This window comes from Marinobacter sp. M3C (assembly GCF_023311895.1).
Classification (GTDB): domain Bacteria; phylum Pseudomonadota; class Gammaproteobacteria; order Pseudomonadales; family Oleiphilaceae; genus Marinobacter.
In genome coordinates, this window is record NZ_CP092284.1 from 435,291 (window position 1) to 449,132 (window position 13,842).

Below are 13,842 nucleotides of genomic sequence, written 5' to 3' on the forward strand. Positions count from 1 at the left end.
GGGTTCGTAGTCCCCTATTTCTTTCCAAGGCATGATTGGAACCCGTCCGCGATCTCGATCAGTAAGTCCGGGTACAGGTCGGCACCGGTAGCCAGGCCTGATCCTAATGGGTCAATAACTCCAGACGTATTAACACCCGTTCCGCCAAAAACAGCCTTAACGATACCTGGATTGTATTGCGGCTCAGTGAACACGCAGTTGACGTTTAAATCCGTCACAATTTTTCTGATTTCTGCAATGCGGGCCGGGCTTGGTTTTGATGCATCCCCGATCGAGATCGCCCCTGCTGCCGGAATCTCAAAGCGTTTTTCAAAGTATTGGTAGGCGTCATGAAAAACAATGAATTGTCTATCCTTGAGCTGCGCTATGGTGATTTCAATACGACTGACTGCGGCATCAATGTCAGCTTTTCCCGTCGCTGCATTTTCAAGATACTGAGTGGCATTGTCAGGATCCTTTTCTGCCAGAGCCGCGGCTATCACATCAAGCCAGACCTTTCCGTTGGCGGGGTCTAACCACGCATGCGGGTCAGTACCGCTGTGCTCATGATGATGGCCTTCACTATGTTCATCTTCTTTCTCTTCACCATGATGGAGGTCATCATGAGCGTCGTGCTCACCCTCCTTTTCTCCGTCATGATGGCTATCCTCATGAGCGCCGAACGTGGCTCCTTCTCTGAAGGTATAGGTCGTTGTGCCCATCGCCTCCAGCAACTCGACTTTTTTTGAATCGGGAGACAGGTTATCCAGAGACCTTTCCAGCCAGGGTGCCAGGCCCTCACCTACCCAGAACACGAGGTCCGCGTCCTGTAAGGCTTGAGCTTCCGACGGGCTGAGCGAATAGTTATGCGGCGAAGCGCCAGACTGAACAAGCAGATCCGGCGTGCCTACTCCCGCCATTACCTGCGACACGAGGGAGTGAATGGGTGTGATGTCGGTCGCTACATTGGGGACAGCGTTTGCACTAAACGGCAAGGTCGCTAAAAACGCAGTAGTCATTAATTTTTGGCGCTTTCTCATTCTCTTTCAGCCTTTTTCCTGGTGGAAGCTTTATCGCTTTAATGTTATGTTATAACATATATAAAACGCGAAAAGAGAGACTTATATTGTGAAAGCTGAAAAAAGCTGCAGACCTGTGCGGATGTGTGAGACCTGTTTTCGATGGAAAAACAAATGAGAGTCCTTGCCACCAAAAACCTGTCCGTTAATTTTGGCGGGAACAGTGTGCTGCAAGACATTAATATCCATATAGAGCGGGGCGAAATTGTGACGATTGTTGGCCCGAACGGGTCAGGAAAATCGACGCTTCTGCGCGCAATTATCGGCGCCCAGGTACCCACGTCCGGTCAGGTTGAAATTATCGGTAAACAGATCATCGGCTACGTTCCACAGCGCCTTAATATTGATGAAACCCTCCCAATGACGGTTTATCGGTTTCTATCGCTTCCTAAACGCCAGCAAAAGGACGACATGGAGACTGCTCTCCAGCAAGCGGGGTTGTCAGGCCTTGGCAAACATCAGTTAAGTACCTTGTCCGGAGGACAGTTCCAGCGCGTTTTGCTGGCCCGGGCCCTTATAGAGATACCCGATCTGCTTTTGTTGGATGAGGCCACCCAAGGGCTGGATCACTCTGGCTCAGCAGACTTTTACCGACAGATTGAGCGGGTGCGGCAGGAACTGGGTTGCGCCATCCTGATGGTCAGCCATGAACTGCACACTGTGATGCGAACATCGGATCGGGTTATCTGCCTGAACGGCCGTATTTGTTGCGAAGGCGCGCCTGAGGTTGTCAAGATTACTCCCGAGTATCGATTATTATTCGGCCTCGATAATGCAGAAATGTTCGCTAGCTATGATAACCAGAACCACCACCATGGCCATGCGACGTCTCGGCACGAGGAAGCTCTTTAATGTTCAATGATTTTATGTTTCGTGCGTCCCTCGCCGGCCTCGGTGTCGCAATCGCCGCGGCGCCGCTTGGCTGCTTTATTGTTTGGCGACGTATGGCTTTTTTCGGCGATGCAACCGCACATGCCGCCATTCTGGGGGTAGCTTTGTCACTCACGTTATCCATACCAATATTTGCGGGGGTTTTGGTGGTATCGCTGTTAATGGCTCTGGCCGTTACAATTCTGAGTGAACGCGGTTACGCCATGGATACCCTGCTTGGTGTCTTGTCGCACTCTTCGCTGGCTTTTGGCCTGGTGGCAGTCTCCTTTTTGTCGGGTATTCGCATCGACCTGATGGCCTATCTGTTTGGTGACATTCTTTCTGTCGGCACCCTTGACCTTGGTGTTATTTGGGGTGGCGCAGCCCTTGTTCTCACACTGGTTGGTTGGCGCTGGTCGGCTCTGCTTACATCAACCGTTAACCCTGAACTCGCTTGCGCAAGTGGCATTTCGCCCAAGCGAGAGAAAATGATTCTCACCTTATCGTTAGCGGTTGTTGTGGCTGTTGCCATTAAGGTAGTGGGAGTGTTGCTGATTGCCGCCATGCTGATCATACCGGCAGCGACGGCTCGCCCCTTCAGCAGAACGCCAGAAACCATGGCCATTATTGCAGCGATTATCGGGTGCGGTGCCTCACTGGCCGGCTTGCAGGCGTCTTACGTTATGGACACCCCGACAGGTCCAACAATCGTCTGTATTGTCGCTGTGTTTTTCGGTGTATCCAGCGTTTTCCGGTACTTCATCCAGCCACAAAAAACTCATGCCTGACGGGCGATTATAGGCAGTTCGGGGAGACAGTTCGCAACCATGTTATTTCGACACTTTTTTACACTTACCCATAAGACCCTATTGTCATTGGCGATCGTTTTCGTTGTCGTCGCTATTGATGATGGGCATCCAGACATCAACTGACGCGGACCTTGCAGGCCAGAAGGCTCGCTTCGAAACCTTCAAAAACCGTCTCGTCATTGTCGATGCCTTCGATGCAACTCTCCTGGGCTTCGTCCAACTCCACCTCAGTTAACGCCTGATCACTGAAGTTATAGCCAAAAACACCGTCTGGCGTAATGAATATGGCTTTAACCCTTTGAAGGGTAAGACCGGAAAAGAACTCAAACAACCGGCCCCTATCAAACAGAATACTGGCGTGAAAACGCCAGCCAACCGACGTAAAACCGTCAGCCTGTTTTTTGATTTTAATGTAATCACCCTTAGGCAATGGCCTGTGATCTGAACGCTCTGTGGATTCGGATTGCCCAACGACGTTTTTTGATAATGCGGGCATCGTAAAGCGCCTCGACGATTCAGGCTCGGACGTTGCGTGGGCAGAAGGGGCCAAAAGAGCCGTGAACGGGATCTCCCCGAAACTCACTCGATATAACGGCTTTTCGTGACTGGCTTTTTCCAAAAGGTAAGCGTCCAGGGAAGAAAAGTCTTCATCCGTACACTGATCGGATTTATTCGCCACAAGTACATCGGCTACTGCAATTTGCTGTATGAATGTGGCGTTCCGGGTATAACGCGAATCTCGTATGCGCCGAGGATCAATCAAGGTCAGCGTCGCCCTCAAATCAATAACGGTTGCGTAATGCGGCTGGCGCAAAGACTCAATAACTTCTTGAGGGTGCCCCAACCCCGTTGGTTCGATGAGCAACCGGTCTGGTTTTGCCGCCATCAATAATTTGTTCAACGCCATTTGCATGGGCAAACCTGAAACGCAACACATGCAGCCGCCGGGTACCTCGCGGATAAAAACGCCGGTTTGAGCCCCCTGGCCTCCAGCCATCAAACCGCCGTCGATACCTATTTCGCCAAACTCATTGACCAATACCGCCCAACGCTCATTGGCGGGTTTATTGGCCAACAGGTGCAAAATGGCAGTGGTTTTGCCCACCCCCAGGAATCCGGTGATGATATTGGTTGGTACTGCTTTAGTGATTTTCATGCTGGAACTCTTTGATTTGACACTTTTCACTCAAGTTATCGGGGATCGAGTTGGCAAATACTAAGCGGCTGTCGGCAGAATACCGGCCAGCAGATCGTCAGTTGTCACCTAAATGCCTGATGCGCCGTAACTGCGCCAGCCGCGCCAACCAGTTACCCTTTTGGGAATTCGTGCAGGCTTCCTCGCTGTCGAACTGCAGGCAATTGGAAATGATGCCTGGGTCCAGGCCGGTTTGTTCAAGCGCGGCCAGGGTCCGCACACGCGCATACTGTTTAAATCCATCCACAAGCGCTTGCTCAAGGTTGGCCCGGGTATCAAAAATCCAGGTCACTCGAAGGCCCGCCGGAAACTGATTTGCCCCGTTATCGTGGGTAAGCCAGCAAAAACCGGGTATTTCCGTTTTTGCAGCCTCGCAGGCTTCGGTGAGCGCCACAACAAGCTGTCGTTCCATGTGTTTAAGTTCACGTTTATTAGGCTTCATAGTGTTATACAGTAACATGACGAACAGATCAGATTCGCATTAATCACAAAACAAGGAGCCTCTGTGTCCACCAGCGTCGAAATGAGCGGCATTTACCTTACATATCCAACAGAATCAGGTGCTGTCGCAGTGCTCAATAACGCATCACTCAAGGTTCCACCCGGCGAGACACTGGCGATTACTGGCCCATCCGGAAGCGGGAAGACCTCCCTGCTTTTGCTGCTTTCTGGTCTTGAGCGCCCGGACAAGGGCGAGATCCTGATTGGCAGTCAGCGCCTTGGTGACATGGATTCAGATGCATTGGCCGACTGGCGCAGTAAACACCTCGGCATTATTTTTCAGTCGTTTCATTTGCTGCCCGGCCTCAGCGCGTTGGGTAACGTCAGCCTGCCGCTTGAAATTGCCGGGCAAGCCCACGCCCGTGAGCAAGCTATTGCCATGTTAGAGGCCGTTGGGCTGAACCATCGATTGCAGCACTATCCGTCGCAACTGTCTGGTGGCGAGCAGCAGCGTGTCGCGATTGCCAGGGCTTTGGTACATCAGCCGAGTTTGCTGCTGGGTGACGAGCCTACCGGCAATCTGGACCAGGAAACCGGCGAGAAAGTGCTTTCGCTGCTGTTCGACCTGCATAAGAAAAGCAAGTCTACGCTGGTGCTGGTGACCCACGACGAGCGTGTCGCGGAACGCTGTCAGCACAGGGTTCGGATGGACGGCGGGCACCTCTATGAAATCTGAAACATCCGCAAGACCGTTCTGGATGCTGAAATTCGCGATCTCGGATCTGCGCTCGCGCATCTCCGCGCTCAAGGTTTTTCTGGCTTGCCTCATACTGGGCGTTACCCTGGTGGCTGCCACGGCCAGTCTCTACCGGGTTATCGAGCAGAGTCTGCTAGCGGATACCCGCATGCTTCTAGGCGGCGACGTCGAGCTGGAAGCCAGTGAGCCTCTGCCGGATGAAGTGCTTGCATGGGTTCGTGCGACCGGCAGCCTCTCGCTGGTTCGAGAGCTAGACACTATGGTTAGTGGTGCAACGGTCAGTGGTTCAAGTGAAGACGGAGGCGCAAGCTTCGTCAGAGCCGAGATACTGATTCCTGATGCCGCCTACCCGCTTTACGGCGAGCTACAACTGACGCCCGACCAACCACTGTCGGAACTCACGGCACCCAAGGATGATCTTTGGGGGGCCATCATCGACCCTTTGCTGGCTGAGCGTCTGGGCCAGTCCATTGGCGACCAGATACAGATTGGCGCAGCAACTTTTCGCATCAGCGGCCTGATTGAGGCGCAACCGGATCGTAGCCTGAATGCCAACTGGCGCGGTTTACCGATCATGATTTCCGAAGCGGCGGTAGAGGCAACCGGGCTGATCCGGCCCGGCAGCCGCGTTGACTACGAGTACCGGGTGCAGACTGACCGCAACCTGAACGTCTGGCTGGATGAATTCGAGCAGGCGTTTCCCGATACTCGCTGGGATACCACAACCTTTGCCGAGCGCAGCGAACGCTTGTCCGAACGGCTTGACCAGATTGCAACGGCGCTCATTCTGATCGCTTTTACCACGCTGTTCATTGGCGGCCTGGGTGTCGCCAACAGCATACATGCCTACCTGGACGAAAAGCTTGGCACCATCGCCACACTGCAAACTCTGGGTTTGCGGCGCAGGCCTTTAGTGGGCATTTATCTACTGCAGATTGGCCTGCTGGGCAGCCTGGCAGGCATCATCGGCGGCGCCATCGGCTTGGCGCTGTCTGCTGCAGCTATTGGCCTGGCCGGCGATGCCTTTGCGCTGCCCGGATCTGGCGACGCTGGTGTGGCTGGCCAGTGGATAGCTCTTTGGGTGGTGCCGTTGCTGCTGAGCTGGCTGTTTGCTGTGCTGACGGCTTACGTGTTCGCACTGCCGGCGCTGGCCAGAGCACTTGCTGCGTCGCCGGCCGGGCTGTTCCGAGGCCGGGTTCAGGCGGCCAGTCATGAGCCTCGTAGCTGGCGGATAGCGAGTTATCTTCTGCTAGTGGTCTACATTGCCGCCACTCTGCTCTGGTTGCCCTCTCCACAACTCGGGTTCCTGTTCCTGCTGGCTGTTGTGGTGCTCTGGGGCTTGCTGGAAGGTCTGGTCAAGGGACTGCAACGCGCTGCCAGAGCTCTGGAAGACAGCGGCTTTGCTGGTCGAAATTTTGCCCGCCGACTGGCGCTGGCCAATTTGCACAGGCCAGATTCACCATTGCGGGCAACCCTGCTCTCGCTGGGCACCGCGCTGACGCTTGTGGTGGCTTGCACTCTGCTTGTAGGCACCCTCCTTCGAGCGCTGGAATCCACGATACCGGCGGAAGCACCTGCCCTGATTCTGTATGAAGTTTTTTCTGATCAGATTGACCCGCTCAAGTCTGGCCTCGAATCCCTTGATCCGGCCAGCCAGATTGAACTGTTGCCATTGGTTCGTGGCCGCCTGGCAGCGATCAACAATGAGCCAATCGCCGATGTTCTGGCCGACAACTCGCAAGCCAGACGCGAGGCCATGGGTGATGAGTACAAGCTCAGTTATCTGTCTGGAAACCCGGAGGATCTAGAACTCGTCAGTGGCAGCTGGTGGTCGTCACCGGCACCAGAGGGTAAGCCCGCCTTCATGGCGATGGAAGATCGGGAAGCCAACCAGCTTGGGCTGACGGTAGGCGACAGGGTGGAATTTCAGGCTGAGGGCCAGACAATTGCCGCCGAAATCAGAGCCCTATACCAGCAAAAAGGCCTTCAAACCCGATTCTGGTTCGAAGGCGTTCTGCAAGATGGCGCGCTGGACGAATTGATTGGCAGGTACGTAGGCGTGGTCTATCAAACCGACCGAGCTGCAAAAACGTCACAGCAGTGGCTCGCCAGAAACATTCCGAATGTGATTACCCTGCGCACAGCCGACTGGCTCGAAACAGCTGGTGATCTGCTGAACAAGGCGGCGGCCGGCCTTGCCACCGTTGCCATGGTCAGCCTGACGGCGAGTCTTCTTGTGCTGTCCAGTGTGGTCGGTGTCAGTCGCAGACGACAGCTCTACGAGGCCAACCTGCTTCACTGCCTTGGCGCCAGGCACCAGGCTATTCGGCAGTCCATGTTACTGGAAACCGGGTTACTTACCTTGCTTTCTACCGTGTTCGCAACTGCACTCGGAGCGCTGATCGCCCTACCACTGGCAAGCATGCTGCTAAAACTGCCAGCAGGCGATCTGTGGTGGCTTGGCGCGCTGGTGGCGGGTGCCGTCAGTTCGCTTGCCCTGCTGGCAGGCCTGCTGCCAACACTGCGGGCGCTGCGGTTGAACCCGGCCCTGCTGCTGCGGGAAGGTTGAGTAGCTATTAACAAAATGTATAGGCTTGTGTCTCTGCGTTGACTAGACTGAAATGACCCCATTTCACCAATCTGCCAGGCACAGGTTCATGACAGCACAGACCGGTTCTAAAGAGCCCGATAAAACCAATGGGAACCCCCTAAACGCTTCCCAAGGAATGACTCAGGCGGTAAACGTGCAAAGCGTGTCACTGGTCATTATAGCGACCATCGCAACGTTGGTTTTTATCGACTGGGCGCAAGCCATTTTATTGCCCTTGGTGGTGGCAGTGCTGATCAGCTATGCGCTCGCCCCGCTGGTAACAGGGCTCGAACGTTTACGACTGCCGCGAACTCTTTCCGCTGGGTTGGTGATCACTATAGTTATAGCCATAGGCGCAGCCGCAAGCGTGCCTTTGAAAAATGAGGCGATGGATCTGCTGGACAAAATTCCGCAAGCGGTTGAGCGCTTTCAGCGTGAAGAGGCCAAAAAGCCGGCAGCAGAAGCCAGCGTCATGGACAAGGCGCAAAAGGCCGCAGCCAAAATTGAAGAGACGACGTCGCCAGACGATCAAACAGACCATTCTGGGCCTCGGGCTACATTGGTGCGCGTTGCAAAGGAACCTTTTGACCTTCGCAATTTCATTATGCAAGGCTCACCCGCGGCATTGGTGCTGTTTTCGCAGGTGCTATCAGTGCTGCTGCTGGTGTTTTTCCTGTTGGCTGTGGGCAAGCTCTACCGTTTAAAAGTTGTGCGAATTGCCGGGCCGTCGTTTGGCCGTATGCGCAAAGCGGCCCATATCATGGCCGACTTTCATTATCAGGTACGGCGCTTCTTGTTTGTGACGCTCATCGGTTCCGTTTTTGTAGGCGTTATAACCTGGCTGGCGTTCATGGCCTTGGGCTTTGAACAAGCCGGCCTATGGGGTGTACTCGCCGGTGTCGCCAGTGCCGTTCCTTATTTAGGGCCTGTGCTAATTTTCTTGAGCACGGGTGTAGCAGCGTTTGTTCAGTTTGGCACTCTCAATATGGCCATTGTGGTGTCTTGCACCTCACTGATCATTACCAGTATTCAGGGCAACATACTGACACCGGTATTAACGGCGCGGATGTCGAGCCTAAACGCTGTTGTTATTTTTATTGGGTTATTAGTCTGGGGTTGGTTGTGGGGGCCGGTCGGTTTAATTGTCGCCACGCCCTTGTTGATGATGACAAAATCCCTGTGTGATTCGGTGGTCAACTTGAAGCCCCTGGGTGAATTGCTGGGGAAGTAAAAGATCACAATGGTCAGCCGGCAATTACGCGACAATCAGGCGAATAATAATGGCGCACACCATAATCAGAGTCAGCCATTTCACCCACTGTGCACCCCGTGGCCCAACATTGACCTTCACCGCAATGATCGCCCCGGCAATATTACCTGCGGCCAGCGTCAAACCCATCGCCCAGCGTACTTGCCCACTGCCGGCGAATATCGCCAGTGCCGGGATGGTATATAGAAGAATGATGAAGACTTTGAGCACGTTTACCTGAAGCAGGTCTATTTTCAGCATACGGTGCAGCGCGACAATAAACAGCGCCCCTACCCCCACCTGAATAAATCCACCGTAAAGACCCACCACAAACATGGCGGCGTAGATCACCGGGCCGAGTCGCTCGGGGGTTAACGGACGAGTGTCCAGCTTTGGAGCGGGCAGCAGCAAAAATGTCGAAGTGGCGATCATAGCGGCAACCAGAATGAATTCAAAAACGGCTGCGGAGACGTCTGTCGCTAGCCAAGCTCCAAGCAATGACCCCAGCACGGCAGGCACAGCCAGCCGCAAACCAATACCCAGCTGACCGTGTCCGTTACGGAAAAAACTGCCAACGGCGGTAATGCTCTGCAACGTTATAGCGACCCGATTGGTGCCATTAGCAACCTGAGGCGGTAGGCCCAGAAACATCAGCAAGGGCAAGGTGAGCATTGAGCCACCGGCGGAGAGCACATTAATAAAGCCGGCGACCCCACCCAGGGCAGCCAGCAAAACCATTTCAGTGAGTGTCATTCGGTGACCATATCAATGTTGAACCAAGGGTTTGCGAGCTGCCGCGGTAGAAGATGTGTGACGGCTCCAAGCTTGAATGCTTAACGCAAGGCTAACGGAGGTTGCACCAGAAAAGCTAATGGTAGATTTTACAAAACGTCCCTGTGTCATAATTCCGTTCCATTCAAGTGTATTGCGGTCGAGTCGAAGATTAAATCTAGACCTAACTAGCCGTCGCTGCCATGCTGCAAGATGACAAACTAACGTTCAACCGACAAATCGCTAATAACGCCGCTGGTACAGACCGGTATAGCATGGCGGATTGACAAAAAATCAATGCTGCAGGAAGTTACGAATGACCTTCGCACGTATTACCGGCACCGGCTCGTACCTGCCGGACCAGATTGTGACCAATAAGGATCTAGAAAAAACCGTGGACACCACGGACCAGTGGATCCGCGAACGAACCGGCATTGAACAGCGCCATATTGCGGTGAAAGGTCAAACCACCGTTGACCTGGCCGAACAGGCTGCCTTAAGAGCCATAGAGGCCGCCGGAATATACGCTGCGGATATTGATCTGATCGTGTTTGCTACTTCTACGCCCAATAAAGTATTCCCAAGCTCCGCCTGTATTCTGCAGGCACGCCTGGGAATTCGAGGCTGTCCCGCTTTTGACATTCAGGCTGTATGCAGCGGTTTTGTGTACGCGCTGGCCACCGCGGATAAATTCATCAAAACGGGAACCAGCAAAAAAGTGCTCGTCATTGGTGCAGAGGTATTCTCTCGTATTATCGACTGGAGCGATCGTGGTACCTGCGTGTTGTTCGGCGATGGCGCCGGTGCGGTTATTCTTGAAGCCAGTGATGAAACTGGGATTTTGTCCACCCATCTTCACGCCGACGGCAGCTATGAAAAACTTCTTCACGTGCCATGTGGCATCGCCGAAAATCCTGAAAAGTTCAAGGCAGGCTTGGGCTATGTGGAAATGAAAGGGAATGAAGTCTTCAGAATGGCGGTAAACACGCTGGGTAGAATTGTTGATGAAACCCTTGCTCACAACAATATGAAAAAATCGGATATTGATTGGCTTGTGCCCCACCAGGCTAATATGCGGATTATCGCAGCGACCGCTAGAAAACTGAACATGCCGATGGATCAGGTTGTGGTAACCGTTAACAAGCATGGCAATACCTCAGCAGCGTCTATTCCTCTGGCCCTTGATGAAGCTGTACGTGATGGCAGGATCAAGCGTAACGAGGTTGTTTTACTGGAAGCGTTTGGCGGCGGTTTTACCTGGGGGTCTGCGTTACTACGTTTTTAAGTGGCAGCATATAAGAAGCTGGTTTAAGCTTAGTCCCGATGTGCATCAAAAAAAATAAAAGGAAGAAATGATGAAAATGTCACCTCGGGATACTCAAGCTATGACATCCCAACCTGCGAGCCTCAGCCGTAGACGGCTACTGGTTGGCAGCGCCGGCGCCATGGTCTCTGTTAGCTTGTTAGGCATGGTGCCATTGGCGCGCGCCGACGAGCCCAAAACCCTGCCTGACTTCGTGAAATGGAAAGATCAATCTGCGTTGATCGTGCACAGCGCGAACACCATGGAAACCCAGCGCGGTGCCATTGGTAGCGGCGTGGTAACGCCAAGCACCCATTTGTTTGTGCGCAACAACCTGCCCGCGCCCGACGGAATCACGGATAACCCGGATGCCTGGGAAGTCACCATCGAGGGTGTGGCCTCGCCCAAAACCTTTACGGTTGCAGATCTGAAAAAAATGAATGTGACGTCGGTTGCGTCTGTATTGCAATGTTCCGGCAATGGCCGAGCTTTCTTTACCCATGGCCCAGGCGGAACCCAGTGGGCAACCGGTGCTGCAGGCTGTGTCGTTTGGACAGGCGTGCCCCTAAGCGATGTGATCAAAGAACTGGGTGGCAACAGCGAAGATGCCCGTTACATAACCGCCACGGGCGGCGAGACTCTGCCTGCAGGTTTGGACCCGAAAACCCTGATGGTTGAAAGGTCAGTGCCCGTCCAGGCTCTGGATCAGGTTCTGCTGGCCTGGGAAATGAACGACCAAGCGCTGCCGTTGAGCCACGGTGGACCATTGCGATTCGTTGTACCGGGCTACTTCGGTGTTAACAACGTTAAATACGTCAAAAACATTTCTTTCACAAAAGACCAGACCGACGCCAAAATCCAGGCCTCGGGCTATCGACTTCGCGACGTTGGCGTAAAAGGCGCCCCGGACCAACCCTCCATGTGGGAAATGCCGGTCAAATCCTGGATAACGGCTCCTTTGGAAGGCGCAAAAACTGGTCGTAATATGATTTATGGCGTGGCCTTAGGCGGCGTGAATGATCTTGAGAAAATAGAAGTCTCTGTCGACGGTGGCAAAAATTGGAAACAGGCGCGTTTCCTGGGGCCGGATTTAGGACCTTTTGCATGGCGTCCGTTTGTACTGGGCACCGATCTGCCGGCCGGTGAGCATCTTATTGTCAGCCGTGCTACCGATGTTGAAGGCAACACTCAACCACCTGAGCGTACGCCGAACGAACGCGGTTATGGCAACGCCAGTTGGCAAGATCACGGCGTCACCGTTAGCGTGTCTTGAGCGTGAAAACTCTTTTATGAAAATAGCGGTTGTTAGTCTTATATTGTGTCTGTGCGCAGGGACCGCTTATGCAGACGAGCTTTACACACAGGGTAAGCAGGTGTTTGATCAGGCTGAGCCTTCCTGCGCCATTTGTCACACACTGGCAGACGCCGGATCGGCTGGTGCTATTGGGCCCAACTTCAATGATCTGAAGCCTTCCGAAGAGCAGGTTTGGAAGGCGCTTAACGGCGGTGTTGGCATTATGCCGGATTTTTCAGATAGCCTGTCGCAAGAGCAGATGAAAGCGGTGGCGCATTACGTCGCCGAAGCCTCCAAGCAGTAACGGCCAACCCCGGAGCCCGCACTTATCACGGGCTCCGGGGTTTTTGCTGTCATGTAATCGACTGAACCTCTTCCTCCCGCTCTTATTCCAAAAATTTATATTTTAGTTATTCTTTATTCTTTCCAGTTTTAACCGCGCTTTGGTAACTTACCCCTCAACACATCATCTGTTTTAGGGGAATGTCATGCAACGTAAACTCAAAGGCCTGGTGACCGGCCTCGCGCTCAGCGCCTCACTTTTTGCCCCCGCGGCTGTATCGGCCGATCGAGAATTGCTGAACTCATCCTATGATGTCGCCCGCGAACTGTTCGCCGCTTACAACGTGCATTTCAATGAATATTGGAAAGAAAAGACCGGCGACAGCGTTGAAGTCAGCCAGTCGCACGCAGGTTCTTCCAAGCAGGCACAAGCGATTATTCAAGGCCTGAAAGCCGACGTGGCTACCTTTAACCAAGTCACCGATATTGACATTCTGCACACCCGCGGCAATTTGATTCCTGAAAACTGGGCCGAGCGGTTACCAAACAACAGCTCCCCATATTACTCCACCATGGCATTTCTGGTGCGTAAGGGTAATCCAAAAAATATTCAAAACTGGGACGACCTGGTAAAAGAAGACGTAGCTCTGGTTATGCCCAATCCGAAAACCTCCGGCAATGGCCGTTACACCTATCTTGCTGCGCTGGGCTACGCTCAAGAAACCTTTGGTGACGACCAGCAGAAAATTGACGGGTTCCTTCGGGATTTTCTGGGTCAGGTAAAAGTATTTGACAGCGGTGGTCGCGGCGCCACTACAACCTTTATTGAACGCGAAATTGGCGACGTTCTGCTGACGTTTGAATCGGAAGTGCTGAACCTGGTTGACCGTTACGACAACGGCGAATACGAAGTTGTCACGCCCAAGATCAGTTTTTTGGCCGAATTTCCGGTTACCTGGATAGACGAGTACGTTAAGCAGAACGGCACCGAAGACCTCGCCAAAGCCTATCTTGAGCACCTTTATAGTGAGGACGCCCAGCGCCTACTGGCCGGATTCAACTACCGCGTGCACAACGACACCGTGAAAAAAGAAACGTCTGACCGCTTCCCGGACGTGAAACTACTGTCCATAGACGCCATTGCTGGCAGCTGGGAAAACGCGACTAAAGAGCACTTTGCCAGTGGCGGAAAACTTGACCAATTGCAGCGTCGTAAGTAATCA

13 protein-coding genes are annotated in these 13,842 nt (G+C 53.4%); 9 read left to right on the forward strand and 4 right to left on the reverse strand.

Annotated features, from left to right (window positions below; translation table 11 throughout):
• Window positions 1-14: 14 nt before the first annotated feature.
• Window positions 15-1,019 (reverse strand): zinc ABC transporter substrate-binding protein, encoded by a 1,005-nt coding sequence (locus tag MIH18_RS01920; protein WP_249008762.1) that lies wholly within the window; start codon window positions 1,017-1,019, stop codon window positions 15-17.
• 153 nt (window positions 1,020-1,172) lie between these two features.
• Here MIH18_RS01920 and MIH18_RS01925 point away from each other — a divergent pair, with 153 nt between their 5' ends.
• Window positions 1,173-1,910, forward strand: coding sequence for a metal ABC transporter ATP-binding protein (locus MIH18_RS01925; RefSeq protein ID WP_249013748.1), 738 nt, complete (start codon window positions 1,173-1,175; stop codon window positions 1,908-1,910).
• Window positions 1,910-2,716, forward strand: coding sequence for a metal ABC transporter permease (locus MIH18_RS01930; protein ID WP_249013749.1), 807 nt, complete (start codon window positions 1,910-1,912; stop codon window positions 2,714-2,716). Before MIH18_RS01925 ends, MIH18_RS01930 begins: the two co-directional genes overlap by 1 nt.
• Window positions 2,717-2,852: 136 nt before the next feature.
• Here MIH18_RS01930 and MIH18_RS01935 read toward each other — a convergent pair whose 3' ends face one another.
• Entirely contained in the window at window positions 2,853-3,893 is a 1,041-nt protein-coding gene (locus MIH18_RS01935) for a GTP-binding protein (protein ID WP_249013750.1), read from the reverse strand.
• 97 nt (window positions 3,894-3,990) lie between these two features.
• A complete protein-coding gene (locus tag MIH18_RS01940) occupies window positions 3,991-4,344 on the reverse strand; it encodes a hypothetical protein (protein ID WP_249008758.1) in 354 nt (117 codons plus the stop codon).
• 111 nt (window positions 4,345-4,455) lie between these two features.
• On the opposite strand from MIH18_RS01940, the gene MIH18_RS01945 reads away from it, so the two are divergent.
• The 3 genes from MIH18_RS01945 to MIH18_RS01955 all read left to right on the forward strand — a co-directional run bounded on the left by MIH18_RS01945 (window position 4,456) and on the right by MIH18_RS01955 (window position 8,951).
• Window positions 4,456-5,109, forward strand: a complete 654-nt coding sequence (locus tag MIH18_RS01945; RefSeq protein ID WP_249008980.1) for an ABC transporter ATP-binding protein — start codon at window positions 4,456-4,458, stop codon at window positions 5,107-5,109.
• The gene (locus MIH18_RS01950; protein ID WP_249008757.1) at window positions 5,099-7,699 is read left to right on the forward strand and encodes an FtsX-like permease family protein; all 2,601 of its coding nucleotides are present in this window, start codon (window positions 5,099-5,101) and stop codon (window positions 7,697-7,699) included. Before MIH18_RS01945 ends, MIH18_RS01950 begins: the two co-directional genes overlap by 11 nt.
• 88 nt (window positions 7,700-7,787) lie before the next feature.
• Window positions 7,788-8,951 carry an AI-2E family transporter gene (locus MIH18_RS01955; RefSeq protein WP_249008756.1) on the forward strand — a complete coding sequence of 388 codons (1,164 nt, stop codon included), beginning with the start codon at window positions 7,788-7,790 and terminating at the stop codon, window positions 8,949-8,951.
• Window positions 8,952-8,975: 24 nt separating this feature from the next.
• On the opposite strand, the gene MIH18_RS01960 is transcribed toward MIH18_RS01955, so the two are convergent.
• Entirely contained in the window at window positions 8,976-9,722 is a 747-nt protein-coding gene (locus MIH18_RS01960) for a sulfite exporter TauE/SafE family protein (protein WP_249008755.1), read from the reverse strand.
• Window positions 9,723-10,056: 334 nt separating this feature from the next.
• Here MIH18_RS01960 and MIH18_RS01965 point away from each other — a divergent pair, with 334 nt between their 5' ends.
• The 4 genes from MIH18_RS01965 to cysP all read left to right on the forward strand — a co-directional run bounded on the left by MIH18_RS01965 (window position 10,057) and on the right by cysP (window position 13,839).
• Window positions 10,057-11,025, forward strand: a complete 969-nt coding sequence (locus MIH18_RS01965; RefSeq protein WP_249008754.1) for a beta-ketoacyl-ACP synthase III — start codon at window positions 10,057-10,059, stop codon at window positions 11,023-11,025.
• 100 nt (window positions 11,026-11,125) lie between these two features.
• Window positions 11,126-12,316 (forward strand): sulfite oxidase, encoded by a 1,191-nt coding sequence (locus MIH18_RS01970; RefSeq protein ID WP_249013751.1) that lies wholly within the window; start codon window positions 11,126-11,128, stop codon window positions 12,314-12,316.
• A gap of 16 nt (window positions 12,317-12,332) precedes the next feature.
• Window positions 12,333-12,641, forward strand: a complete 309-nt coding sequence (locus MIH18_RS01975) for a cytochrome c (RefSeq protein WP_249008752.1) — start codon at window positions 12,333-12,335, stop codon at window positions 12,639-12,641.
• A 184-nt stretch (window positions 12,642-12,825) separates the two neighbouring features.
• Window positions 12,826-13,839, forward strand: coding sequence for a thiosulfate ABC transporter substrate-binding protein CysP (gene cysP, locus MIH18_RS01980; protein ID WP_249013753.1), 1,014 nt, complete (start codon window positions 12,826-12,828; stop codon window positions 13,837-13,839).
• Window positions 13,840-13,842: the final 3 nt, after the last annotated feature.

Coding starts and splice junctions, on each gene's coding strand:
- MIH18_RS01920 (WP_249008762.1), bottom strand. CDS start 1,019: ATGAGAAAGCGCCAAAAATTAATGACTACTGCGTTTTTAGCGACCTTG.
- MIH18_RS01925 (WP_249013748.1), top strand. CDS start 1,173: ATGAGAGTCCTTGCCACCAAAAACCTGTCCGTTAATTTTGGCGGGAAC.
- MIH18_RS01930 (WP_249013749.1), top strand. CDS start 1,910: ATGTTCAATGATTTTATGTTTCGTGCGTCCCTCGCCGGCCTCGGTGTC.
- MIH18_RS01935 (WP_249013750.1), bottom strand. CDS start 3,893: ATGAAAATCACTAAAGCAGTACCAACCAATATCATCACCGGATTCCTG.
- MIH18_RS01940 (WP_249008758.1), bottom strand. CDS start 4,344: ATGGAACGACAGCTTGTTGTGGCGCTCACCGAAGCCTGCGAGGCTGCA.
- MIH18_RS01945 (WP_249008980.1), top strand. CDS start 4,456: ATGAGCGGCATTTACCTTACATATCCAACAGAATCAGGTGCTGTCGCA.
- MIH18_RS01950 (WP_249008757.1), top strand. CDS start 5,099: ATGAAATCTGAAACATCCGCAAGACCGTTCTGGATGCTGAAATTCGCG.
- MIH18_RS01955 (WP_249008756.1), top strand. CDS start 7,788: ATGACAGCACAGACCGGTTCTAAAGAGCCCGATAAAACCAATGGGAAC.
- MIH18_RS01960 (WP_249008755.1), bottom strand. CDS start 9,722: ATGACACTCACTGAAATGGTTTTGCTGGCTGCCCTGGGTGGGGTCGCC.
- MIH18_RS01965 (WP_249008754.1), top strand. CDS start 10,057: ATGACCTTCGCACGTATTACCGGCACCGGCTCGTACCTGCCGGACCAG.
- MIH18_RS01970 (WP_249013751.1), top strand. CDS start 11,126: ATGACATCCCAACCTGCGAGCCTCAGCCGTAGACGGCTACTGGTTGGC.
- MIH18_RS01975 (WP_249008752.1), top strand. CDS start 12,333: ATGAAAATAGCGGTTGTTAGTCTTATATTGTGTCTGTGCGCAGGGACC.
- cysP (WP_249013753.1), top strand. CDS start 12,826: ATGCAACGTAAACTCAAAGGCCTGGTGACCGGCCTCGCGCTCAGCGCC.